This is a genomic window from Pantoea sp. X-Soil-YNGN-775 (assembly GCF_059730575.1).
The window spans coordinates 138,924-164,649 of record NZ_AP035946.1 but is presented as its reverse complement, the minus strand read 5'-3'; the positions used below and the strand labels follow the sequence as shown (position 1 = coordinate 164,649).

Genomic DNA, 25,726 nt, shown 5'->3' with positions numbered 1-25,726 from the left:
CCGTGTTCCAGTTATAAGCACCGCCCTCAAGCTCGCCAATGACCACACCCATCGCAATGCGCTCATGGGGCATCAGCGCTGTCAGGCTGGGAAAAATAACGCTGAACGGAACCCCGGACTTCATCAGCCAGCACTGGTTAATGAACCCGGGGTTCCGTGCGAGTTTTTTGCAGCGGTCTCCGTGGCCTCATCTTCTTCCTCTTTCGACTTTTCACGCAGCCAGGCGCTCACCGCTTTAAGCCCGCTTTTACCGAGGATGGCCAGCATGCTCTCAATCTGTTTCGGGCTCTGTGGCACCGGATATTCGTCCCCGTCAATGTCAGCAACCGCCGCAACCGGAAAGGCATACATGTTCATGTACATCACGTTGATAGACATTTCCGGACCGACCGCAATCGTCAGGCGGGATTCCTGCACTGGGTCCAGCTCGCGCAGGGTAATGATGCGCCCACCAGCATCCCTGACCTGATTTGATTTCACCGCAGATTCCGCCACTGCGGGCGGTGACGTTTCATGCACTCTGACCTGCACCATTATTTATTCCTCAGTTCACTTTTTTACGGCGGTTTGCCGTCCATGACAGAGTCTGGTTCACCGTCTTCTCGCCCTGCTTGTTCCCGGCATCGGTGAGGTGAAACGACACGCCTTCATACCGAAACACGCTGACCGTGCCATCCGCTTCGGTGATGGTTTCGGTAATGGTGCCGCGGGGCTGATCGATGCCGTTGTAATAGTTGTCTTCCCACTTCGCCCAGAAATCATCGAGCGTGGCATCCATACGTTCAGCCGTGATGGTGCCATGCCAGCCGACGGGGATTTGCAGTTCGTCAGTAATGCCATTCAGTGGGGTGATTTTTTGGGTCGAGACCTGCGGCTTAGAGTCAAAACTGATAATTTTGGGAATGCGCAGCCTGCCCGTGGGCGTATTGATATCGACAGCAATGTCGCGGCCTACGGTATAGCCAAGAGTTGGCATGGGTTATCTCCGGATTAAGAGTGCAGCAGCCGTTAGCGGGATGAGTCATTTGAGACGGAGATGGACACGCTGCCGCCCCCTTCAAGATTCACCAGGAAATAGCGTACAACGTTCAGGTATTTCACCTGCACATCCGCCGTCATGTAGCCCAGCGCAACGCGGGAATCCGGGTTGTTCGTCGCATCGAGGCGCACCGCGAAAGCCGGCCCGCCATTCGGATCACCAATCATCTTCAACGTCTCAAGGTTTGACAGGAAGGACTCCAGCGTACTTTTAGTCTCCCGGCGCAGGTCTGTGGTCTGATTGTCACCCACCACGCTTCCGAAGCTCGCCGCAATGGTCAGCGACAGGAAGTTGGTCATGCGGGTGTAGGTGTCATCACATTGCGTCGGATTGGAGGAAGTATTACGCCCTGACCGCATGCCGAAGTAATTGCCGCCCGGACAGGGATTGGTGATGACGTCGAGGCGTGCTGAATTTATGGCACCGATTTCCGGTACCGAGTAAGGTCGCCCTGCAAGCTGCCGCTCGGTGGCAATGATGCCGGGGATGCGTTTGTTGAGGGTGGAAATATGTGGTGACCGGGCTGCAATATTCGCCGCCTCGAATGTTGCCGGCGCAACCATGCGGTTGATACCGTTAGCAGTGTCCTTCCAGGATGGCCAGTCACCCACGATTAGCTTGAAATGCCAGTCGTCTACGCCTGAGCTGTTGAGTGCTTCGGAGAGGGTTTTACATCCGGCTGAAGCCGCGCCCTGCGCGATGATGTAGGCACCCTCCGAGCGGGCAAACGCTGCCATTGCGGGCCAGCACTCTTTGCCGGTCACATCAATCAGATTGATGACCTGAGAGTTAGTGCCACGCAGGGCATACATGCCTTTACGTGGTCCTTCAATGCTGTCGGTACCGAGGAGTACAGCATCAGTGATGCCGGTCGCACCGTCAGTTCCACCGCTAAACGTGACCTCTTTAACCGCAGCCTGGGCAGGCGCTTCAGATTCGGTAACCGTCGCCCGCACCAGCTGGCTGGGACCCCGGATATTCATCTGGCCCTGATTCACCGCTTCAGCCATGGCTTTCCAGAGCGCATCGCCTTCGCCCGTAAGGTTATCAAACACCTCAGCACTAACTCCCGGCAGACTGATGGTCAGCTTTTTCGAGTTAACCGCGGTTCCGCTGCCGATGCCCGCGATAATACGGTTTCCACGCGTCCCGCTGTAGAGTGCCGCCAGCTGCAGAGCTGACTTACCGGCCTTTTCACAGAGCCTGCCACTGGCAGGCGTGTCGCGGCCATTGGTGACGCGAACGCAGTTCAGGTTTGAGGCACCCAGCTGAAGTGAAATGGCAACGGCCGTGGATAAGTCGTACGTCCGTTCTTTCGGCGTGCCCAGAAAAAATGCAAGATCGTTATCTGAGCTGATGCGAAAAGCGCTGTTAACCGGCCCCCAGCTTGCCACACCCACCAGCCCCAGCCCGTCGGTCGGCACGCCGTTAATATAACGCGCTCGTGGCGGAACAACCTGGACGTAAAGGTCAGGTGCCGTTAATGCAGACGTGTTGAGGTCGCCGGTTGAATAGATCGGCATGAATAAATACTCCGGATTAATGAGCTGATGCTGAAAAGAAAAGGTGTTACCGCGTGGTCTGCTGCCCGTTAAGGGTAACAACGGTCCGGGTAACTTCTGGTGCGGTCAGGGTCTGCGTTGTGGCGTAATTAACGCTGAAAATCAGGTCGCGCCGGTAAACATGCCAGTTTTCCGACCTGTCCGAATCGAACTGTCGGGCGTAAAGCAGCTGCGCGGGCGCGCCATCGTCAAGATCGATGTGACACTGCTCAGACAGAGCAACATCAATGGCACTGCCGATCCGGTTTCTGAGCACAGGTGTGGGTGCCCAGACGGTAATCTGAAAATCTTTTATCTGCCTGCGCAACTCCCTCACCGCCGTGCCTGCGGTCGTCACGAGAGCCTTAATATGCTTAACCATAAGGACACACACTTTGCTGCCCACTATGAATGACAGCGGTAACAATACAGTGAGAGAGTGAACCACCTGTGCAGCCGTGGTTCCCGCTCTGAACTGAAAGCTGAATTCCTTTTCATCAAGGCTTACCCGCACGTTAGTGAGCGCCGAAGCCACACCGTAGACGCCTATCAAGCTGCCGTTTACGGTAATCTGAAGGGAGGGTCTGCCTTTCGCAATGACCCGACAGGGCCTGCCCAGCGCACTAACAATTTTACGTTCTGCCGGTAATGGCCATACAGAGATGTGAACGCCGCCCTTCCCGATATCCTGCTGTAAGTCGCCAGACACTGGCCAGCCTGGGTAGATTTTCACCGCAGCATTAACGATGCCGGGTAACTGAATGCCGCCGGGATACACCACGTCAGCGACCCGCCTTGCCAGGAAATGTGAGACATCATCGACGCTGGCCATGTTATACCGTCACCTGTAAAGCAGTGAACCGCCAGCCCATGGCTGTCAGTTCGGTGCCGCTGATGACATAACGATGACCCGTATCATCCGTCACAAAGTCCCCCGTATGCACAGGCAGCTCCCTGTATGCTGGCATCAGGATGTTATGCCACGCGCTGCGCACTTCACCCGGTAACTTCAGCGGGCTGTGCTCACCGCCCCGGCTCAGAATAATACTGGCTGGCCAGCCGGACATGATGAGCGTTTCATTCGCGACGGTGGTGCCACCGTACTCCTTAAGCCCGGCACCGGAACCCGCCTGACAGGTACGGCTGATACTGACGAGCCGCTCAGATCTGACACACAGGATGGGTTGTAACAGCGGCAGCGCTGCCACGTAAAATGTACCTTCTGCTGAGACCAGAATATCGCCCACTTCAAATTCCGCCGCATCAAAGATCCCAATGCGGGCGGTCTGACCAAACCGTGCCGCCCGCATATAGCCATAATCGGTGATGAATGACGCAGTGAGCTGTTGCAGCGGTTCTCCGTTTAAAGGGCTGAATGGTGACGTCGCACGGTAATGACGGGCCATACTGCCCAGACGTTTCGCCGCCTTACCGTTACCCTGGTTCACCTTCGCGGCCAGTTGATACGCGTCCATGTCAGCACCGGGTAACGGGTGTAGTGCCATTGCCCAGCGACGGTCCCGGTGGAATACCGAGCAGTCCGCACAGCTGACGTCGCCACTGATTGTAGAGACGCGTGCGGTCTGACACTTCTGAGCGGTTTCGCTGCCAGACAGCAGCCTTATCCGTATCAAGATTGTCTGCCGCACGGGCAATACCACTTTCCAGACCTGCCAGCGTCGCCAGATAGTTCACCACAATGGCTTCCTCTTCAGCCCGGAGCGAAGCCAGCCGGTGCGCCAGCGTCTGGTACCGACCTGACGTGACCAGCGCATAAGCCGCATCACTACGGTCGTCCGGCAACGCGTCACCCGTCATGGGATAGCCCATATAGCGGCGTGCATCGGCAAGCTGTTGAGGAGTCAGCATCGTTCATCGCCTGTTAGCTTTTACCCACTACCCAGCCGCCGGAGTAGTAATTCTGCACTTCATCAGAGTTAACCTGAGCAGTGTGTGGTGCCGGGTACGTAGCTTCATCACGAACCATCATGACGCACTGAATGCTGTCATTGTCAGCCTGTGTCTGCGCTTCACGATCAGCGCGCAGTTCTCGGGTAAGTCCTGCCATTTTTATCTCCGAAAATAAAAAAGAGCCGAAGCCCTTATTTTTTACTCATCACTTTTTCAACCGGCCATCCTCGCTCAAAAAGCTGCCTCCTGATGAGAGTGACTGGCTTGCCAGTTATTTTTGATATATCCAGTGCAGTGACCTGCTTTCCATTAAGTTCCACCGTGCGTGGTGCTTTAGGGTTAGTCTCGCGCTTGGGCTTTTTCACATGCCCGGCCCATCTTTTCTGCTGAGCCTGAAGTATGTTTTCATGCCTGTCAGCAACCGGGGTTGTTACAGCACGCTCTTCGCTTCATCCAAAATCATCAATTCTCTCAGAAACGAGGTTATGAGCGCCGCCAGGCAGCAGCGACCACTCTGATGATGTTCTGGTGATACCGTTGTGGGTGATAAGCCTTGTGCTGCGTCTGTTGCGTGTATTGGCTTTTCTGGTCGACCACCTGATATTTTGGGGGCAGTAATCCCCATCGTTGTCGATGCGGTCAATCTCCATACCAGGCTTAAACCCATCTGGCAGGTCGCTAATAAAATTAGCTAAGTCATACCATCTTTCGCAGACCTTAATCCCTCTTCCGCCATAGTTCGGGAAGGAAGGTGAAGCTGGGTTCTCGCAGCGGTCAAGCATGCCCCTCCATCAGAAATAGTTTGGAGAAGTGTACATTCCATGTTTTGTGCTTATCTCTTTTTGCAGGCAACCACAAGAAAGCACGACTCCAGACTTTAACCCATCAACACGAATAGCTTTGTCCGCTCCGCAATCACACTTTCAGATTGCGTAATACCGATAGCTACCTTTTACACCAACAGCAAGAACCTGCAGGCGACCAAACCGATTTCCAGCATGGCATGATTTGATATCACACGGGTGCAAACCGTACTTTCCAAGCACAGAGCCTCCCGTTTAAGAGACTTTATTTTAACCAACAACCAATTCTGGAGGTATTTATTATTTACTCACCCCATTAAAATTGCCGTATGCTCCGGCTTGATGTTCTGACAGCCCCATGCCGCGGCGATTTCATAGCGCACACGGCGGTACTGTTTGTACATGGAGACCTCGAACGACATGTTGGTGCGCGGGTCGGTGATCATGATGCGGTCATCCGCCATATCACCTTCTTCCGGTAATGCAGGTGCCCGGGTAGCCAGAATGATGGCTGAGCGGCTGAAGGCAAAATTGGCAACAAATTCACTGACAACGTCGAATTTGGTTGTAGCTTTCACATCCTCCAGCAATCCCGGCTCATTAATAATGATGGCTTCCCCTGGTGTTACGTAAGCTACTACATATTTATGTTTACCCAGCAGCACAACACTCCCAGGACTGACAGAATCAGGGATATCAGGTTTTGTGTTGGTGCTTGTAGCAGCCACAGGGATGATCACGGATCCAGCCTCAAGGTCGTCACCGACAGACAGTTTTTCTGATTTTGCACCGGTGTTTTCTGCCACCCCCGCCGATTCACGCAGGGTAAAGCCATGCAGTTCGAGCAGGGTACCCTGTGCACGCAACGCTGTGGTACCTGCTTCGTTGGCTTTGGTCAGCTGCGCCATGGTACGTAATGCCGCGCCTGCAGTGGTATCAATGACGCACTGCAGATCGCTGAGTGGCGCACCGTTGTCGGTGAGGATTTTACGCACCTGTGCCGTGTCAGTCAGGGTATCTTTGAATGGTGTCTTACCCGCTTCCCCCGCTGCGCGAGACGCACGACAGAAGAGCTGGCCCAGATCCTCTTCAATTTCATTGACCAGAGTACGCATTGCCTGGATGACCTGGTCGCGTCGGATACCATGATAACCCGGGCCCGATTTGATCCCCTTCTGTTGTTCGCCTTCCCAGCGGAACGGCACCATGCGGGATTTTGTGATGGCCAGCGGCACGTTGCCAATGTCCTGGTCACCGTCATCCGGTGGCAACTGGCCAGGTTTCACATCTTCAGCTTCTGAGGCAGGAGTCACAGGAATATGGATCGGCTGATTGAGTGCCGCGCGCTCTGCGGTTGCGTCGAGTGTTATGGATGGGATAAACCCGCAGAGCTCACGGGATATAATGTCCAGCGACTGATAGAGGTCGGGAATGAGTTGGGTAAGGGTATTAGCCATTCAGGGATGTCCTGTTAATCGGTAATCTGCAGACCCGCGCACGCTCTCGCACTCTGCTCCTGAGGGCTGAGGGATTCAAATTGTTCACGGGTGAGCATGTTGGGGTTGGTGTGACCATTGCCGCCGCCGGAACCGCCGCCTGATGCACCGGTGCCTTTGAGGATCTGATCTTTATACGGGTAGTGTTCAACGAGAATACTCAGCGCTTCATCAAAGCCGGCTGCTTCGCCGGGTTTGATCGCACTGAATATTTTGTTTCCTTCGCGGTCAAATGCCGTGACGGCATCATCCACTACCTGAAAATTGCTGCCGAAGCGGGCTTCCACCAGGTCAGCCGGAATACTCATCTTCTCGGCGATAAATTTCGACCGGGCAAAACTGCCGCCAATTTTCTCCGCCGTGAGTTTCCGGCTCAGATCGTCGCGCTCTTTAACGATCGGCGCGTACTTCTCTTCCAGTGCCCGGAGGGCTTCGGTGCGGACCTTTTCAACCTCGCCCGCATCTACCAACGTTTTGTCCTCCAAATTTTTCACGGTATCCAGCGCGACCAGAGCAGCGGCCGGATCGTCGATGCCTTCAAAGGTCTTCAACAGGATTTCCGCGGCTTCGGCACGTTCACGATGTGACTTCGCCTCACCGTTCAGACGCGAAATGGTCTGCAGCGTACCGGGCGCATCAAACATCACCTCTTTTCCGTCATCCTGCACGTACACAGGCTTGCCATCGTTTACGACAACATGGCCGTTCTCATCGAGTTTAAGTTTCATTAAGGTTATCCAACCAGACAGGAGCCATCCGGCTCGTGGCGCCGCGCTGCATCCACAGCGGCCGGCAATAAAAAGGCCCATGCAAATGCATGAGCCTGGAGGGGTTAAGCCGGAGCGGTTGTTACCGGTTTATCTGACGAGGGTGGCGTCATAGCGCGGATACGCCCCTGCTCGTCTGCCCAGCGGAGTTCACTGTTAATCAGGCCCCGGCGCTGGATTTCGTTGAAGAGCGTCTCGTCTGAAAGCGCACGCGTCCGATACATGCTCACAAGGAAGTCTGCCGATGCTTCAGCAAGCGTGGTGGCACCAAAGTCACTGAATATGGTGACGTGACCACCGTCTTTCTCACCGGTCCATTCCGCCAGATACTGCATCGCCAGCCGGGCTGCATCGGTGAGATCACACACCATGCGCTGCAGGGCGCTGGTCCCCGCCTCATTATCTGCCAGCGTCTGCACGACGGTGCGATGGCCGGGTTTGATCACCAGCAGCTCGGCGCCTATCTGCCGCATCTTCTCCTCAAGGTCGATAATGTCAGTGCGCCCGGCCTCTATGGCTTTACCGCTGTGCTCGACATAGCGCAAATCCGCCTCATCTTCTTCCGACATGATGGCCGACGCAGCTCCCACCGAGATGGGCCCGTCACCCAGTTTTTTACCGAACAGTACCGGCACGCGGGCAACATGCAGAATAGTCTGCTGGTCGCTGCGTGACTGCCAGTGTTCGACGTTAAGCCAGGCCAGCTCCGCAAGCGGTGGTCTGCCGTTCATGAAGCCGCGCCTGTCGCCATAAACCGGGACAAAAGTAATTCTATTCAGGCTGGTGGTGCCTTCGTCGTGCAGCTGCCACTCAAGCGCGCCGGATGTGGCATCAGGTTTCTCGCGATAGATGCGCCATCGGCCCGGATTCAGCACCCTGACCTGCTCAATTTCTCGTACAGTGAATTCATTCTCCGGATCACGTTCACTCACCACTTCGACAAAGCGCAGCATGGTGAACGTCTCCTGACCGTTAACGCGTTCTGAATCGTAGTCCAGCAGGCTGTTCGCGGTCACCTTGACGAAGTATGGCCGCAGCCCCCGTTTCCGTTCTTCGGCCAGGGAAAGCGGCTTATCGGCTCGCGGGTGTTCAACCAGAATACCGCAGAGACCGTATGCCATCGCCTCTTCAAAGATATCAGCCAGAAAGGAATGGAGATTAGTGCCCTGCAGGTCCACATCCGTCAGCATCTCGCTTATCCGGGCAGGCACGACTTTCTCATCCCACGTCACCGGCCGGGAGAACGGCTTACCGCTCAGGACTTCGACCGTACGGGAGAACGCCGGAAACAGCGTGGCCACTGCCAGCCGGTTCTGATAGAACGTATCCTCTTCGTTGGGCCATTTGGGCAGCCAGGTCTTTCCCGCAAGGCGCATGGCCGCCGTACCGCCCAGCAGTGCGGTAATCATCGGCCAGCAGCCAGCCAATGACTCAATTTTGGGCGATCTCTTCCGGACGTTGTTGCTCATGATAATGTTCTGTCAGGCAGAAAATGGACGGACAGTGGTGCCTTTCGGCTGGAAAAGTTCTGTGATTGCCCAGACCAGCGCGTCCAGGCGGTCCGGCGATTTCTTAGCTGTCGCGGGCACGTATTCCAGCAGCTGATTCTCCAGCTGATAGAGGTTGCCACGGTGCGCCACCCGGCCCTGCTCGTAGAGCGCTGAGATGGGTTCTGCCCGGGCAAACTTGCCCCTGCTGGCATGAACACGAATGATGCGCCCACGGAATCCCGCATTGCGCAGCGTGTCTTCTGCCATATCTCCGCCCTGGTTGGTTTCAATAACGATGGCTTCAGCGTGGTGTTCTTCACCGGCCCGAATGGCCCGCTTTGCCCAGCCATTCGGTGAGTATTTACCGGAGTAATCCGCGTCAGCGGAGAAGAGACGATCGTTACCGCGTCCGTATGAACTGGCCACAATTATTCCGGTTTCGTCACTCTCTTCGCTGTTAGTGGCCTGCGGATCGATGGCGACAACGGTGCGCGTTGGCTGAAGGGCAATATTCAGCGCTCGCGCTCCGGACACCATTGCCTCTGTCCAGAGCGCGCCTTCAGCATTGAAACGGCGCGGACGCTGCATGTACTGCGCTTCAGCGGTGCGCCGGTGTGAAAACAGCTGCACCCGATGCGATTCATTATGCTTGAACGGCCAGAGCCAGCCATCTGGCAACCCGTGTTCAATAGGTATCGCGTGTGAGTTTTCAGCATACTGCAACGCGTAAGACTGGCTGCGGTCAATCAGTACAGGCAGATTCAGGTGATGCCACATCTCGCCACTACCGCCCCGCAGCAGATAACCGCTGAGGTCATGGTAATGGATACGCTGCATGATGATCACGACAGGCGTGGTCTCGATCGCCAGGCGGGAACGGATGGTTTCGTTGAAGCGGGTGTTTACCCCGTTACGCACCGTTTCGCTGTAGGCATCGTCGGGCTTTACCGGGTCGTCAATTATAAGACTCCCCTGCCAGCCCGGCTCCATATGCCCGGCACGAAAGCCGGTAACCTGTCCCGCAGCAGAAGAGGCATATACCCCACCGCCGTATTCGGTCCACCACATGGCTTTACTGTCAGCATCTTCACGCAGAGCCATGGGCCACATGGCCTGAAATGCTGCAGACTTAACAATGCTGCGCGTGGTCGAGGAGTTCAGTAACGCCAGATTGTGGGAATAAGACAGGTGCATGAATCGGGCGCGGCGGTTCAGCGCCAGCCCGCGGCCCATCAAGTTGATGGTAGCCAGCTCAGTTTTGGTGTATCCCGGCGGGACGTTGATGATGAGTCGCCGGATATCGCCATAAATCACCCTGTCCAGAGCCTGCTGGATCACCTGATGATGTGGCGCGACGATCATTCTGCTGCCGGTGCGCTGCTTAAAGAAGTAGCGGGCAAAGTAGAGCCCGTCCTCTTCACACTCTATACGGCGTGCAGCAGTCCTGAAGTCAGCAGTCGTCATTCTCCAGCATTTCCCGGCGCGCCTGCCGGTATTCCTCGCGTGAAAGCAGCGCAACCTCAAGTGGGCCACTATCTTTGCCTGTCAGAGATGTCGTGGCCTGCTCGCGGAACGCCTGCACTGCAATGTGTTTACCGAGCAGCTCAAGGTTTTTGACCTTGTCCGGCCATTTGATCTTTTTCAGGATGCCGACCATTTTGCGCTCTTCGCTCCGACCTTCAAACATCTCGGCCAGATCGAATCCACTCAGGTATCGGCGCCACGATGCGGGCCATTGCGACACGGGTTTAATGCTCATGTCATCTGTCATGATGTCGAGAACGTCCATCAGGTCAATCTCGACAAGGCGGAGCAGAACATAATCGGCATCCACCCGAACGCGATCGTTACGCTCAGCTTTCAGCTCAGCAATACGGTTCAAAATGTCATCATTTGTCATCAGGCGGCAAGCCTGGTTACGGGCTGACTTTTTGCTGAACCCTGCCCGAATAACCGCCTGTGTGGCGTTGAGGTCTTTGATGAACTCACGAGCAAACAGCTCTTGTTTGTCGGTGAGCTTTGTCATATTCAATCCAATAAAAAAGCTCGCCGAAGCGAGCCCTGGATAAAAATTAAAGATATGTTTTACACTTTGCGCTGAGACTTTTTCTTTCTCTTAAACACATCGTCTGCAACCAAGGAGCAGGTTAAACACAATAACTTCGACAATTATAACCCAAAGATTCCCGATAGAAGGCCCACCGTAAGCAATTCGGTGTAAGCTTTGCTTGATTGCTTCCAGATCATTTTCTATACGCATTTCTATTTCTTTCTTCAAAAGCGAACAACGTTCGCAACGGCAAACTAGCCAAATGTGAACACCCTAACTGTGATGGAGCAGCCTTGATTTAATGTCTTGATGCATTAAGCCTTAACGCGACTCCAGCAACGTTCAACAGGGTGACTATCGTTCTCTTTTCGGATTTTTATCTGTCTCTAAAATAGACATAATAATGACAACAAAAACCGAATGTATCTGAGAAATGAAGAAAATTTACCTAAGCCTGCTGCTCCTCATTAGTTACCATTCTCAAGCAGATGATAGTGCTCTCGATTTACCTATCATTGCACCACTCAGTGCTTCAGACCACATGTCATACCCGGACACAAGCGAGCTCTACCGGGCATGTTCAAATGGAGCTGAATCCGTTGAGTCAAAGCAAAGCAGAGCTGACTGGGCATTCTGTTCTGGCTTCATTAGGGCAGCCGCACAAGCGACATCCAAAAATGAGGCTAGCACATGCCCATCATTGTCATTGCGCAAAATTTTAAAAGTTATAGATAAACAAAATCACGATTACGAAACAATCCATTCCGACCCGCTATACGACAATAAAGGAAACCTTGTAGGAACAACACTCCATCCGGATTTCGTTGATCCATGGAAATTCCCTGCATTTCCTGTAGTTGTCAAAACATTAAAGGAATTAGGCTGCAAATGATATTCCATCATCAGGCGCACTCGCAAATGCGCCTTGTGATGATCAAAGCAGGATTTATCGATAACCACATTTAGAACATACTGCGCCAAAATCTTGATAGTGCTCAATTGAACCGCACCCACCGCAGGTATGCACCTTGCGATCACAAGAGACACACCTGAAATTCTCCCACTTTCCGCTGCCAATTTCTCCAGCCACAGTAGCGACCATACCAACTTTTGATTTTGTGATGAACGCTCCAATACCTGAGAAGAGTGACTTTGTTAACTCACCAAATGATTCTTCTCTGAAGTTTGATTCACGACTGCAATAAGGGCACTGACCTCGCATAACTACCTCTCCATGTAATTAAAATTTCATAGATTGGTATCGGTAGAGGGCTTTGTGACTTTAATAATTTTTTCCTTACTTGCACTGCTCTCTGATGTACTGCTGCAGTCCGGCTATCTGTTTTATGGCGATTTCGATTCGGTTTCTGAGGGTGAAATAATCCCGTTGAGCGGCGTCATCAAGTCGGGCGCTGGCTGCATTATCCATGCTGGGGGAGCCGGAGGTTTTACCGGGTGGCATGGCGGGACAGCTTGCGTGCAGCAGCAACCGCTTATGGCCATCAGCAACATCACGCTGCAGCTTATCGATAGCGGCCTGAGCATCGGCTAATTCCTTTGTGTATTTCGCATCGAGCACAGCCACATCGCGCTGACGGACCTGCATATCAGCGATGCTGGCGTTCGCCAGTCTGAGGCTACTGCTTACCTTATCCAGTTGGGTTTTGTACTCGACCGCATTGGCTCGGTAGTAAAGGACAAATGATGCAGCGGATGAAACAGTCACCAAAGCCATCGGCACAAGGATCAGGTACAGCTTAAACTTTAAGGTCATCACTTCCCTCCGCCAGGCAAAGTGCACGCTCAATATCCCGGCGGTTCATCAGCCCTTTCCACTTCCTGCCGCCGGCAAAGACCCAGCGGCGGAGCTCGTCGCATGCTCCCGGCTGGTCACCGGCATTGAGCTTTTTGAGCAGCGTCGATTCTGAGAAGGCGGGAATGCCAATGTTAAATGCAAAGCTGTATAGCGCAGCCCGCTGGTACTCACTGAGGGGGACCTTTACCAGGCTATCAACTTTTACCTGAACAGGTTGCAGGTCAGCGCGCAGCAGACTGTCGCATTCCTGATCGCTATAGGTTTTGCTTCTGACAATATCTGCGCCGGTGTGACCATCACACACCGTGAGTACGCCGGCGACATCCCGATAGGGAATGTAGCGGCGCCCTTCAACGCCATCCGGACCGCCCAGCAGCGTGATTGCCAGAGTCAGGGCACCCGTACCGGCTACAGCCAGAAGTCTGTTACGCAGCGCGGTAGAAATGACCATGATTCAGTGCGGTTCTTCCTGGCAGGTACAGCGCAGTGCCCTGATTTCTGCCAGTGTCGCCTTGCGCCGGTAATACCAGTTAATGATGCAGGTGACGGTCGCAAGACTGATGCCGGCCAGAACACCCACGGCACTCCACTCTTCCGGACTGAAAAATGTCAGGACACCATGGATAACTTCGCCCGCGGATACGCCATAAGCCACACCGGTTGTGAGTTTGCTCATCAGGTCCTGCCGCGCAGTGTTTTGAGATGTGAAGCCGGAGAGGGGAAATGGGAAAGATCAACTGACGGCACATCCAGCCATAAAAAAAAGCCCTGACAAAGATGGCAGGGCTTCATGAAACTTTTTCGGGGGTCATTAACCCATCGTTAGAGCTAATCTAACACAAAAAATGGAAAAGTAAATAGCAAGCGATAAGATAACAGACCTGTAAATAGCGTGCTATTGGGTGATGTATCTAAGCTGTTTCTCAGCCCATGCCTCTTCTTTGTGCAGCTCTGTAATCAGGAGCTCTGGCAGTTGCTTTACACTTTTGTTCCACGTATCCAGCGAGATAGCCTGAGTCACCTGACACACGGCCCTGAACACGACAGCCGAAGGGAGCCGCTCAAAGCCCCGTCCGGCACACCGCTTACAGGACTGATAAACCGGTATACCCTGAAACCGGGTTTTGCTCCGGTTAACTGACTGCCCGCGGCCTTTACAGTCTTTACACGCTGCACGAACAATACCTTTTCCTTCACATTTGCTGCAGCGCTTTCCTTTACGCAGTCCGGTGCAGCTGCAGGCATGACAGGGTAATTCAGTATCCGGGCTGCGTGAGTAATCAAGAAATGCATAGGTGGCGATGATAAAGATGACGGCCATGCGTTCTTCCTTATCCAGTTTTAACAGGGCCGGATAACGCACAGACTCCTTCAGGCCAATCATCGCGAGCAATTGTATGGCGCGGTGACTGTCGTAGCGACTGAGGTTCATTTTGCCAGAGAAGGCTGCATAACCGAGGGGGGCACGTTTCTGCATCATACCCAGAGCAGTCATCACATCGCTGCCGGTCATGGCCTCAGGCGACAGTGATGAAAGGCGGATAACGGGCGTAGCGGAACGCGGGCAATGATATTTAACAACGTTTTCAAGCTTCATCTTCATGTCTCTGTGCCGGTAAAAACTTACCGGGACTATGAGTCGGTCCGGATTCATTTTTCTGAATGACGGCTGGCACGTTCCGACGAGTGAAAAATGAATTTCTGAACAAATTTTTCTTTGGGCAGCTCATGCCTGCCCTTCTCTGTCACCCGACACCACAGTTGAATGAGAGCTTCCCCGGTATGGTGACGGGGGCTTGCCCCTTTCTTCCACCCGATGAGCGTTGAGGCAACCACGTCCAGTTCGTTCGCGATGTCCTGCAGCGAGTAACCGGAACGGCTCATGTCTGTGAGTATCCTGAACCAGTCGATTTTATGAATATTGATGACGGGCACGTTACTTCCCCCCGATGATCAAAGCCTGAGTAAATCTTTGAGATTTCTGACACCGAGTTTGTTCGCGCAGTTTTTCCGGTGCTGATAAAGCGTCCTGATCTCAATGTCCAGCGTTGATGAGTGACATTCGGCATTAACACCGTTGAGAATGCCATCAATAACGGCGAGCTCACGCATCGATATTTTACAGGTTTCAGCCAGTGCGCGCTTCCTGTTCAAATAATGCTCAAGCAGGAATGAGATGTAAGCGACCGGCATGGATATGTCCAGTACATATTCCATGTCACAGACACGGTTTAGCAGGTTCTTTTTTCGCTTACTGAGTAGCTTAGGATTGTCAGTAAATACCAGAACATTGCCCTCTGTTTTGCGCAATAACGTTAAAAACGTGCAGAACCAGCAGGGAAAAATCGTTATAACCCAGATGCAGGATGACAACCACCCTAATTCCTGTCTGCTCAGTCTGGAACAGACAGGCTTTGTATAAACCTGCTATTCGACAGCGCGATACCTTCATTGGTATTAGCCAATGCGACATAGGGTGGATGTTTTAGCGCAGCGGTGCTCGCTGGGATAAAACATCCTGATAATCTCATCCGGGCATAACGTTGATGATGTTGTCAGGAAAAATGATTGAATAAGAGGCCTGTATTTTACAGGGCTGCAACAGCAGCCCTGTTCCAGCAGCAGGCCACAAGAGCAGTAATGCCTTTCGCTCTGGTCTGAATTTATCATCAGAACATCAGAAGCGCATTTTAAGTCCGACCGATGCTGAAATATCCGCTGTCATTTTACTGTCACCGCCATTGTCCCAGACTTTGCCGACTTCGGTGTAAGCCTGCACTTTACTGCTCACCGCCCAGGTGGTGCCCACCGCAGCTTCAGTCGCGCTGTAGCGCTGATCGGCGCTAAGGCTGGTTTTTCCGTCATTGTTGCGGGTGTTGCGATAGGTCACGGTGTCCTGCCCGTCCGATATTTCCTGCCACAGGTTCACCCGGAGATAAGGTTTAACTTTGCCATAATCCGTATCATAATCCGCCATTAATCTGGCGCCTATCCGGCCAATCACCGCTGCGTCAGTGTCTACATTAACATTGGTTTTCGCCGCCCCTTTCAGCGTGACGTCCCTGAAATCACTGTATTGATAAATGAGCTGGCCCTGAGGCTCAAGGGCCCAGCGACTGTTACCTATTTTCCACGGCTTACCCACTTCCACCGAGGCAACCAGCGAGTTGCCGTCCGGATGATAGGTAATCCGATCCACATTGTTTTTCAGGTCGACCTGGTGGTAACCATACTGAATCACGTTATCGACATAAAATCCGTCACTGTCTGTCCAGGTGGCGTAACCGCCCAGATAGCTTGAAAAGGTCGAATTATAGGCTGAGCCGCCGCCCATGCCGGTGTTACCAGAAATCGCGCTATCAGTATCCATAAAGGTGGCATAGATGCCCGCACGCCATTGATCCTTCTGCCAGAAGTCGCGCCCCATCTGCATTCCGTTATAACTGGAATCACTGGTGGTACCGGTAGCATCATTCATCTTCTGATCGACGGTTTTATAGATATAGCGCGCCCAGAATCGGCCTTCCTGATCTTCCGGAATTGCAGCCTGCCACGGTTGCTCATCCCCGACGCGTTGATGCAGGGTACCTAATACGGTCAGATCGGCCTGACGGATGATTGAGCCCAGACTGTTAAAACCCGGCACATCCGGCCGGTAACCTGCCCGCAGGAACCAGTCCTCTCCCGCTCCAGCTGCATTTCCGGCAAAAAGTTGATACTGGTATGCGCCTGCCAGCAGTTTATCTGCGCCGATGGTGAACGCATCTCTGGTGGACTGCGCCGTAGTGGTTGCGCCATTTTGCGCTTCTACCACCTTGATTCCATCACCTTCTGTTGGTTCACCTAACTGGCTGACATCAATATTTAGCAGCGTCAGGCCGGATGCCGAGCCGCCGGAAATCACCAGCCGGTCGGCAACGCCGGGGCTGTGCTGCTGAGCAGCAATGTTCAACCTGCCGTTAACCCCAACATAGTCGCCATTAACGGTAAGCGTTGATCCGACATCCCCGCCCTGAAGGTTTACCGTGCCCTGGTTTACCAGATTGCCAATACGCTGATTAAACCCACCGCTATCCAGCGTGGCATTCTGGCTGACAACATAGTCTGAAGCTGAACTGAAGCGGTTAGCACTGCCCGCTCGCAACGTGCCATTTTCTACCCGCGTCGTGCCGCTCCAGCGGTTGTTGCCGTTTAAGGTGGTAATGCCGCTACCGCGTTGCCAGACCTGCCCGCTGCCGGAAATATCCCCGTTCACCGCCATCTCATCAGACCGGTTAAAAGAGAGAACAGCCTGATTTTGAATGTTGCCCGTGACGTTACCGCCCGCGCTGCCATCACCCAGCTGTAACGTTCCGCCGTTAACGATCGTCGTTCCCTGAAAGCTACTGTCTTTCGTCAACGTCAGCACTCCCGCGCCCGCTTTAGTCAGATCTCCTGAGCCGGTAACGCTGTTCAGTAATAAAACGTTAAAACCATTGGTATCGACAGTGCCGCCGCTGTCAGCGAGCTTCACTTCACGGGGAGTATCAAAGGCTGCACCGTAACGCAAAGTCCCCCCGCCCAGGGTCAGTGCCGTTTCTGGCGCTCCCATGCTGGCATCCTGTGCGACCTGAAGCGTGCCCGCAGTAACTGAGGTGCCGCCTGAGTAGGTGTTGTTGCCGTTAAGCACCAGCGTACCTAAATCAGTTTTTCGTATGCCACCCGATCCCACCAGCAAGGAATTAATCGTAGCGGTATAGCCTGCCCCCTGAAGGGAACCCTCCCCCACACGCAGGATGGTATCGGCAGTATTGGTTGTAATTACGCCATCATTCAAGACATAACCATCAGTAGCAAACTGCGCGCCACTGATCGCCACAACCCCCAGGCTATTATTCACGGTCACTGTCCCGGCCTGGCCACCAAAAACAGCGAAAGAGGTATCGCTAAACGGTGTGTTAAAGCGCCCGTCTGGTGAGGTCTGATCGGTGGTCCAGTTATCGTTACCGGTACTGTTTTGCCAGATGCCGCTTCCGCCGTCGATCACTCCGTTGTTTTTGTCCGCACTGTTATTTCCACCGGCACCATCCCAGAATCTCATTACCGTGCCCGCATGATTAATGAGGTTGACCTGGCCCGCGATGGACGTCTGCACGTAAAGATCAGCAGCTGCCTGAGGTGCCGTGCCGATATCAAGCTGTTTGTCTGTTAACCTGCCGCTGTAATTGAATACCCGGTACAGGCCAACATCGAACTGGCCACCGGTGGTTTGAGTGATATTCAATTTGCCATTCAGGTTGAGATCGCCGTTGATGTTAATCAGGTCGTTCAGCGTCCCACCTGGCGAATAAGCCTGACCAAACTGGAAGTCGAGCTGAGCATTTTCATCCAATGTCAGCCCGCCTAGCGTCAATACACCGACGCTGTTTAAATCGCGTCCGGCAGCGAGATGAGCGCCATCCGCTACCGTTACGCTGCCGCCTGAGATGCCTTCTCCCCCTAACGTCGTCTGACTAGCAACAGCGATCGCGCCGGTTGCAGCGGATTGATCGCCGTTAATTAACAACGTTCCCTGCAGCACGCGGGTGTCTCCTGTCCAGCTATTTTCACCGGTCAGCGTCAGCGTGCCGCTGCCGACTTTCACCAGGTTACCGCCACTGCCACTGATAACCCCAGAGATAAGATCGCTCAGCCCCAGGTTACCTTCGACCAGTGTGCCGGCACCCAATACAACATTTCCGGCACCGGAGAGTGAACCGATGGCCGTCGGTTGCGATGCTGCGCTGATGTCTACCCGCGCGTTTGCCTGATTATCTATGCGGCCATTGCCAGCCTGAGCATTGTCGGCAAAGATCACCTCGCCCTGGTTAGTGACAGCGGCAGTGCCAGCATCAGCCGCATCGGTAAAGGCCAGACCAGAAGTAGCATCAACAGTCACCTGCGACGTACCGCCGGAACTTTGATCGGCGAAGTTAAGCTGTCCGCTGTTTATCAGGTTAACCCTGCTTTGAGCAGCTGAACTGGAGCCAATGAATTGCAGCGTTGCGTTATCTACGCTGAAAGCATGACCTTCCGCCTGAGCAGCGCCGGTAAAATTCAACTGTGCGAGATCGGTGAGGCTGATATTGCTTTCAGCAGTCCCCAACGCACCGGTGGTATTCGCATTCACGCTGAGCTGTCCATTACCGTTTTTGCCGGCGATCCTGGTATCACCCAGGTAGCTGTTTTGTTGATTCAACTCGAGCACGCCATTGCCTGTGCTGACAGAGGTATCCACAATGTTCAGAGCACCATTCCCGCCAATAACCCCGGCTGGGGTAAACGTGTGGCCGTACGTATCCAGCGTGCCGCCGCCAGCCGCATCAAGAAAAATTAACCGGCTAGTCGCGAAATCTGCGCCAGCTTGCAGCGATGCACCATTTTTCAGCGTCAGTGACGTACCGCTAAGGCCCAGGCTGGCATCGCGGGAAGCCTGTAATGTTCCCTGCCAGACTTCTATCCCTGCTGAGAAATCATTCTCTCCATTAAGAATTAATCTGCCGGGGTCGGTTTTCAGCAACCTGATGCGATTCTCATCCAGTGGGTCCTGCAACAGATCGGTGTTAATTGTCGTCGTGACATCGCTGCCCGTGCCGCCGTCACCGACTCGAACGATGTAATAAGTATCGGCAACCGCTTCCCCTTGCGCACTGTAGCTATTGGCTGGTGCAGGAACGGACTCTGGGAAAGAGTCCGTGACGGTACTGATGTAATAAAGCGGTGAGTCGGCGTTGAGTTGATTCACTGCATAGCCGTCACTGGTAAACTGCATTCCTGAGTTGATCACCCTGCCGTTTACGTTACTGACTACTACCACGCCTGCCGTTCCCTGGAAAATAGCGAAAGCCGTCTGTGACCAGGGCGCATTTCCCACCCCATTTGACGTCGTCCAGTCATTGGTTACCCCGGCGATATTGGCGCGCCAGATGCCATTACCACCGTCAACATTGCTGTTACCGCTGGTGCCATCCCCGTGGTTGGTGGTACGGCCGCCATCCCAGAATTGCAGTTCAGAAGCCGGATTGAGATAGTTCAGGATCAGGTTAACCTGATTAGCAATGTTGGTCTGAATACGGCTGGTACCGCCGTCATTAGCAGGTAAAGAGCCGATATCCAGACCCCGGTTAGCCGCCGTATTGTTGATGGAGGCCCCTGCATAACTAAACAATCGATAGACGCCAGGCAGGAAACTGCCGCCTGGTGAGAGGGTGACATTAAGGATCCCATCAAGGATCAGGGTCCCTTTCACATTAACAAAATCATTCAGGGCGCCGCCTGCCGTATAGGACTGTCCCAGCTCAAATTGACTGTTGGTCGTGGCATTCAGCGTTAAATCGCCATTGATGGTCAGGGTGCCTCTGCTGTTATCGCCTGGCGTCAGTACCGTATTGTTGCCAAACACAACCGCACCGCCTAACGTGCCGTTACCGCCCAGCGTCGTGCCATCACCTGCCGTTGTCAGCGCGCGGGCGGCAGTTTGATCACCATTGATCAATAAGGTCCCCTGGGAAAGCAACGTCTCACCTGCATAGCTATTGTTACCGCCCAGCCGGGTCACGCCAGACCCAATCTGATGAAATGCGCCGCTGCCAGAAATGATGCCATTAAGCGTGACACTATCGGACTGATTAACGGTCAAAATGCCGTTGTCGGTGATGTTTGTAACCTCAGAAAGGCTGCCTGTGGTGCCTCCCTTGCCGAGAGAAAGCTCAGCGCCGCTGCCAATCAGCGTATTACCGGTATAAGTATTATCGGCCAGCAAATTGGTTTTACCTGCGCCCGTTCTTTCCATGCCGCCATTACCCGAAATGATTCCGGCGTAATCCTGCTCATCGTCGCCATCAAACGACACCAGACTGTCCGCACCATCAGTAAAGAGGCTGTAGTTATGCAGAGTGGCTTCGCTGGAACTGGCGACACTGTCACCACTGCGTAACGTCGCCCCGCCCGTGACATTAATTTGCGGCGTACCGGAAAGCGTTAAATCATCGACCAGGCGTACGTCCGTAGCTGCCCCGTTAAGCGTTAAGGTGCTCCAGCCGCTGCCAATATTGGTGCCGCGGACCTGATTGTCCGTGCTGAAAGATCCGACTAAGGCCGGGCTGTCGCCCTGATGGGTATTATTAAACGTCAGCGTGCTGCCCGTGCCGCCTTCACTCACCAGGTGAGTCATATTTGCCAGTGAAACATCGCCGATTGTCGCGCTGTCATTGCCATCCGAGCCGCTGAATGTGACGCCACCCGCAAGCAGGCCGCTGGTCCAGCTGAATTGATCGTTGCCACTTCCGAGATTGATTTCACCGCGCGTATTGCCACCGGTAAGAGAAATCGCGTCGTTGCCACCGCCGGTCAGTATCGCCTGAGAGGTGCTGCCTGCGGCCAGTAAAGTCCCGCTGTTGGTGATCGTATTGTTCGCATTTCCCGAGGCGTCAATCACTGCCGCATTCAGATTGGTGCTGGCGTTGGTCAGGTTGCCACTGTTGACAAGGGTCCGGTTCGCCGCCGTTCCGTTGAGCACAATCATGCTGTTGCTATTGCTGGCTCCGCTGGCTGTGATGCTGCCGGTATTGACGAACTGTGAGGTATTGGCGGCAAGAATGGTGCTGCCCGCATTGGTACTGGTCACGATCGTGCCATTGTTGATCAGGCTACTGGCGTTGGTGGCATCGATTGCCGCACCCGCGCTGCCACCCATAGTGATATTGGCACCAGAAGTTACATTCCCGGCGGTGTTACCGAGAATACCGATACTGCCCGCGCCCGTGCCATTAATGGTATATCCGGTGCCGATGGCCAGATTACCGGTTGTGGCCGAGCCGTCATCATTCTCAAAAGCGAAGCCCTGACCGCTGCCGCTGACGTTGAGAATGTTGTTGGTCCCCTCAGCATTGAACGTCACTGCTGTGCGGATTGCCGGGCCATCCGCGGCATTGATGGTGACATTGTTGAGGTTAATATTGCCGGTATTGGATTTATTATTGATTCCCGCACCTGATCCGCTGATCCCAATGATGCTGTTACTGGCGGTAAAGGACGAAGAACCGATGTCCATCAACACGCCGTCAGCGCCGCCAGAGGCGGTAATCGTATTGTCCGACCCATTAATGGTCAGCGCTGCGCCTGAACCCAGTAACTGAACGGCAGCAAGCCCGCCATTTGCCGTTACCGCCCCCAGCTTCTGCACAATCGCGCCAGCGCCCTGAACGCGAATACCCACATTTCCAGCGCCACCGCCAACGCTGATGGTGCTGTTGTTGGTCAGCACGCCCGCGTTCAGGATATCCACACCAACGTTATTACCAGCGCCCAGTACCTGAACGGGCGCATTAACCACGGCACTGCCGTTATCATGCAATGCGATCCCTTTGCTGTTACTGCCGTTCAGCTGAATACCTGAAGCGCCCTGTAACAGCAGATTACCGAGGTGTGATACGTCATAACCGACAATGCCACTTTGTGCGACCCCGCTGGTTGTTGATGCGTCTGAGGTGACATTAGTGACAAACTGATCGGTCCCTTTGCTGCCATCAATATTGTAATTCCGGCCATCAATCAGTACTGCCGTCGTGTTGTCGTGATTAAGGATGATACCGCCGTCGGCAATAGTTCCTTTTGCACCGCCAGTGACTTTAACGCCGACGGCATTCTCACCGTTTACATCAATAATAGCCGGGCCTGTGTTGAGGGTAGTCAGCACATCGTCACTGGCATCACTGTTATTTTTGTCATCAAAACCATTGGCAAACACCCCTGTTGAGCCTGTCCCGGTCAGCGTTAACTGATAGGGCGTTCCGCTGCCATTGTCACCGCTAAAGGTGGCGCCATTATCTACTGCAAACAGCACGGAACCCGCCTGGCCATTATCATTAATGGAGGCATTGGCCACGTTAATATTGGCCGCATTGCCATAGGCGTAGTAACCAATCTGCTGGCTGTTTTCCAGTGAAAGGCTGGACTGGTTGGTGACGTTAATAATCGCGTTGCCACGCGCATGTACCCCAATGGCACCCGCCGCGAGTAACCTGATAGTAGAAGAGAGATTGACCACCGATTGATGAGTGTTCAGGCCTTCGGCATAAACTGCGTAATTGCGGTAGGTGTAAGGGTTGTTATCCGTTCCGCCAGTATCGCCGGCGCTGCCAACGGTAATTTCACTATTTTGCGTCGAGGTGACTGAAGCATTCGCTGTGCGGGCCTGCAGGTAGATAGCGATATTATTGTCGCCATCAATCAAAATATCCCCGTCGTTCACCACCGCGCCGCTATTATCGGCAATATACAGACCGTAACTGGAGGCCGCAGCGCCATTGGTTAATTTGCCCAAAACTGCAATATTCCCGCTGTTGGTCACGTCTCCCGTGCCGCTATCAGAAAAAATGCCTGCCGCATTTCGGGTATTTTCACCGAGATAAATCAAACCATTGTTAACGATAGCTCCACTGCTTTTACTGTAGATCCCCGCCGCCAGGCTGCCGCCACCGGTCATGGCAACGCTTACAGGTGTCACGCCACCGGTCAGGATGGGGTCTACACCCAGATAGATATTACCGTTGTTGGTGAACGTCGCGCCCTGATCGGCATACACGCCATAACCTGTTGCACGACCGCCAACATTATTAGCATTACCAACAATCGCAATTGTGCCGCCTGCAGCATTCGTTGCCAGGGTAGTGCCCGACGCGCGAATACCGATGGCATTAGCCGTTGTGGTATCGGTAAGTGCGACGTTGATATGACCGTTATTGGTTAAGGTGCTGGCACCCAGTCCGGAGATTGCGACACTGCCCGCATTGCCTGCATTCTGATTAGTGCCGTCTTTCTCGATAAACAAGCCGGCATTCAGGGTGCCGTTGTTAATGGCTGTCGCGTCTGTTGCGATCATCCCCACGGTCGCCGGACTGCTATTACTGCTGCGCCAGGCATTGATCGCGCCATCATTAGTAATTATTGCTCCTTGATCTGCCCGCATGACGGCTGATGCACCATCGACTGCCAGACTGCCCGTTGAGGTTACCGCACCGCTGGCATTCGCGCCGGTTGCGTAGATCACGTTTAGATCGCCGACCGGCAAGGTGCCATTATTGATATGTGTGCCTTTGTCATCCCATACGTGGTAAGTCAGGTTGATGGTGGTCTGGTCTTCCTTCGCCAGCAAGCCGGTAATAATGGCATTGTATGTGTTCTGCGCCTCCACCGCCGAGTCGATGGTATCGCCATTCACCGTTGCCCCAGCCGTCAGCCAGTACTGGATTTGCGGTTTGCCGGCATAATCGCCCTGGCCCGTAAGGTAATCATTGACGGTAGCAATGTCGGCTGAAGACGTAATATCAAACGCGCGCGATCCTACCTGCACCACTCGCTCGCCTATCCGGATGTAATTCGGCAGCGTGATGGTGTAATTGTATTGCGCACTTTGCGCGGTGATAGTTTGGGTATTGCTGGAAATAACGGGTGCCGGACGGAAATGAATATAATTATCGGATTGCCAGCGGGTCGCGCTGGCTTCTGTACCGCTGCCGTCAGCCTTCGCCAGGACAGAATTTTTTGCCAGCAAATCCAGCGTGTTGGTGGAATCGGCAATGGCTGTGCTACCCGCAGTATCTGAGCCGATATTAATACTGGCGCTCCCCCCTTCCGAACTGACTGAGGCAATGCCAAAGCTGTTAAAGATGCGCAGGGAATCAGGGTCATATACCGGCAGTAAAAGTGCACTGACCGGCGTATCGTCCGATGAAACAAATGTAGTGGAATCATAAATGCTGATGATCTGATTACTGCCTTCAAGCCCGGGAATGACAACGTTCAGCTCCTGATTCTGTTGAGGATTGGCCGGGTTGGGTGAATAAGTAAACTGATCAATATTGCTGGCTGTGATGGCGGTTTGATTACCGGATGAATCGGTGGCTGTAATGACCGTAATCCGGTTGGGATCGCTGCCGGTGTTCCCGGGTAACGCCTGTCCGACCGCGACTGAGGTGCTGCTGCCTGTGCTGCCTGCGCCAATCTGAGGGATAGCGCCGATAATGTTCAGCGCGGTGCCTGGGGGATAATGATCAGGCGCGTTTTGGCTGTCCAGCGTAAAGGCAAAGCCCGTATTAATCACGCTGTCATAGTTGATGCCCTGATTTTCCGGGAACAGATAGGAAGGATGACCTGATGCAGTCCATTCTGCATCAACCGCATAAGCCCCCTGCGCATAGCCAGCGCCACCTGTGATGAGCGCGGTAAGTAACAGTGATGTGGTTAAAGAGGCTTTTTTACCTCTTGCGGAAGCAAGTTCAGAAACAGGGACATAGCAAGACGCGGCACAGCTCCAGACTAACCGGTAAACTTTGTTCATCACGGACCTCGAAGCGCAATAACAAGCTGAATGCAATAAGATTACATAATTGAAAACATTAATTACTAATTCTTAACAATAGTTCATAACGGGAATTTAAAGGTTTTATTTGCCGAAAGTTGAGGCCAGATCAAATAAGGGAGATGAAAGTGGTTGCATTTATACTGGCTGCGTGTGCAAGCCCCAATTACGTGGAACGGGAGATAAGCAGAAAAAAGCTGATTTGATATGTCCATGCATATAAGCCGGCGTGGCAGGCCGGGATTGAAACCATTGAGTACTCATGCTGTCTTATATGGCTTTCATGGTTCATGACGCTTTCAACATTATGATGCTGTATTGCATTGCCAGTGAGATACCCCGGAGCAGACGTAATGAAAACATCACTGCTCAATTCAGCAGACCTGATAACTTCATATGATGAGAATGAGTGTGTAATTGTATTGCCCTGTGCC

At 53.5% G+C, this 25,726-nt stretch carries 21 protein-coding genes; 1 reads left to right on the top strand and 20 read right to left on the bottom strand.

The window, feature by feature from the left end; genetic code table 11:
- Nucleotides 1-123: 123 nt before the first annotated feature.
- The 13 genes from AC6I8I_RS20640 to AC6I8I_RS20580 form a co-directional block, all read right to left on the bottom strand.
- Nucleotides 124-534: a hypothetical protein gene (locus AC6I8I_RS20640; RefSeq protein WP_497828835.1), complete on the bottom strand. Its 411-nt coding sequence runs from the start codon at nucleotides 532-534 to the stop codon at nucleotides 124-126.
- A 10-nt stretch (nucleotides 535-544) separates the two neighbouring features.
- Complete coding sequence (locus tag AC6I8I_RS20635; protein ID WP_354474530.1) at nucleotides 545-976, bottom strand: hypothetical protein; 432 nt, start codon at nucleotides 974-976, stop codon at nucleotides 545-547.
- Nucleotides 977-1,008: 32 nt separating this feature from the next.
- Nucleotides 1,009-2,562 (bottom strand): phage tail protein, encoded by a 1,554-nt coding sequence (locus AC6I8I_RS20630; protein ID WP_497828834.1) that lies wholly within the window; start codon nucleotides 2,560-2,562, stop codon nucleotides 1,009-1,011.
- A gap of 46 nt (nucleotides 2,563-2,608) precedes the next feature.
- Complete coding sequence (locus tag AC6I8I_RS20625) at nucleotides 2,609-3,412, bottom strand: hypothetical protein (RefSeq protein ID WP_497828833.1); 804 nt, start codon at nucleotides 3,410-3,412, stop codon at nucleotides 2,609-2,611.
- 1 nt (nucleotide 3,413) lies between these two features.
- Nucleotides 3,414-4,055 (bottom strand): hypothetical protein, encoded by a 642-nt coding sequence (locus tag AC6I8I_RS20620; RefSeq protein ID WP_497828832.1) that lies wholly within the window; start codon nucleotides 4,053-4,055, stop codon nucleotides 3,414-3,416.
- A gap of 1 nt (nucleotide 4,056) precedes the next feature.
- Nucleotides 4,057-4,449, bottom strand: coding sequence for a hypothetical protein (locus AC6I8I_RS20615; RefSeq protein WP_497828831.1), 393 nt, complete (start codon nucleotides 4,447-4,449; stop codon nucleotides 4,057-4,059).
- A gap of 13 nt (nucleotides 4,450-4,462) precedes the next feature.
- On the bottom strand, nucleotides 4,463-4,648 hold the full coding sequence (locus tag AC6I8I_RS20610) for a hypothetical protein (RefSeq protein WP_497828830.1): 186 nt from the start codon (nucleotides 4,646-4,648) through the stop codon (nucleotides 4,463-4,465).
- Between the two features lie 292 nt (nucleotides 4,649-4,940).
- Nucleotides 4,941-5,273 carry a hypothetical protein gene (locus AC6I8I_RS20605; protein WP_497828829.1) on the bottom strand — a complete coding sequence of 111 codons (333 nt, stop codon included), beginning with the start codon at nucleotides 5,271-5,273 and terminating at the stop codon, nucleotides 4,941-4,943.
- A gap of 329 nt (nucleotides 5,274-5,602) precedes the next feature.
- Nucleotides 5,603-6,751, bottom strand: coding sequence for a P22 coat - protein 5 family protein (locus AC6I8I_RS20600; protein ID WP_497828828.1), 1,149 nt, complete (start codon nucleotides 6,749-6,751; stop codon nucleotides 5,603-5,605).
- Between the two features lie 14 nt (nucleotides 6,752-6,765).
- Nucleotides 6,766-7,518: a DUF6651 domain-containing protein gene (locus AC6I8I_RS20595; RefSeq protein ID WP_497828917.1), complete on the bottom strand. Its 753-nt coding sequence runs from the start codon at nucleotides 7,516-7,518 to the stop codon at nucleotides 6,766-6,768.
- A 104-nt stretch (nucleotides 7,519-7,622) separates the two neighbouring features.
- Nucleotides 7,623-8,966, bottom strand: a complete 1,344-nt coding sequence (locus AC6I8I_RS20590) for a DUF4055 domain-containing protein (RefSeq protein ID WP_497828916.1) — start codon at nucleotides 8,964-8,966, stop codon at nucleotides 7,623-7,625.
- A 72-nt stretch (nucleotides 8,967-9,038) separates the two neighbouring features.
- Nucleotides 9,039-10,511, bottom strand: coding sequence for a phage terminase large subunit family protein (locus AC6I8I_RS20585; RefSeq protein WP_497828827.1), 1,473 nt, complete (start codon nucleotides 10,509-10,511; stop codon nucleotides 9,039-9,041).
- Nucleotides 10,498-11,073: a terminase small subunit gene (locus tag AC6I8I_RS20580; RefSeq protein WP_497828826.1), complete on the bottom strand. Its 576-nt coding sequence runs from the start codon at nucleotides 11,071-11,073 to the stop codon at nucleotides 10,498-10,500. The genes AC6I8I_RS20585 and AC6I8I_RS20580 overlap by 14 nt, the downstream gene beginning before the upstream one ends.
- A 457-nt stretch (nucleotides 11,074-11,530) precedes the next feature.
- Between AC6I8I_RS20580 and AC6I8I_RS20575 the strand changes: the two genes are divergently transcribed.
- Nucleotides 11,531-11,989 (top strand): hypothetical protein, encoded by a 459-nt coding sequence (locus AC6I8I_RS20575; protein WP_313188874.1) that lies wholly within the window; start codon nucleotides 11,531-11,533, stop codon nucleotides 11,987-11,989.
- Between the two features lie 405 nt (nucleotides 11,990-12,394).
- On the opposite strand, the gene AC6I8I_RS20570 is transcribed toward AC6I8I_RS20575, so the two are convergent.
- The 7 genes from AC6I8I_RS20570 to AC6I8I_RS20540 form a co-directional block, all read right to left on the bottom strand.
- Nucleotides 12,395-12,871 (bottom strand): lysis protein, encoded by a 477-nt coding sequence (locus AC6I8I_RS20570; protein ID WP_497820807.1) that lies wholly within the window; start codon nucleotides 12,869-12,871, stop codon nucleotides 12,395-12,397.
- Nucleotides 12,855-13,364, bottom strand: coding sequence for a lysozyme (locus tag AC6I8I_RS20565; protein WP_497828825.1), 510 nt, complete (start codon nucleotides 13,362-13,364; stop codon nucleotides 12,855-12,857). Before AC6I8I_RS20565 ends, AC6I8I_RS20570 begins: the two co-directional genes overlap by 17 nt.
- Before the next feature lie 3 nt (nucleotides 13,365-13,367).
- Nucleotides 13,368-13,589 carry a class II holin family protein gene (locus tag AC6I8I_RS20560; protein ID WP_497820805.1) on the bottom strand — a complete coding sequence of 74 codons (222 nt, stop codon included), beginning with the start codon at nucleotides 13,587-13,589 and terminating at the stop codon, nucleotides 13,368-13,370.
- A 219-nt stretch (nucleotides 13,590-13,808) separates the two neighbouring features.
- Entirely contained in the window at nucleotides 13,809-14,516 is a 708-nt protein-coding gene (locus AC6I8I_RS20555) for an antitermination protein Q (RefSeq protein WP_497828824.1), read from the bottom strand.
- A 47-nt stretch (nucleotides 14,517-14,563) separates the two neighbouring features.
- Entirely contained in the window at nucleotides 14,564-14,848 is a 285-nt protein-coding gene (locus AC6I8I_RS20550) for a hypothetical protein (RefSeq protein ID WP_497828823.1), read from the bottom strand.
- An 18-nt stretch (nucleotides 14,849-14,866) separates the two neighbouring features.
- Entirely contained in the window at nucleotides 14,867-15,106 is a 240-nt protein-coding gene (locus AC6I8I_RS20545; protein WP_497828822.1) for a helix-turn-helix transcriptional regulator, read from the bottom strand.
- A 484-nt stretch (nucleotides 15,107-15,590) separates the two neighbouring features.
- Nucleotides 15,591-25,271 (bottom strand): autotransporter-associated beta strand repeat-containing protein, encoded by a 9,681-nt coding sequence (locus AC6I8I_RS20540; RefSeq protein ID WP_497828821.1) that lies wholly within the window; start codon nucleotides 25,269-25,271, stop codon nucleotides 15,591-15,593.
- Nucleotides 25,272-25,726: the final 455 nt, after the last annotated feature.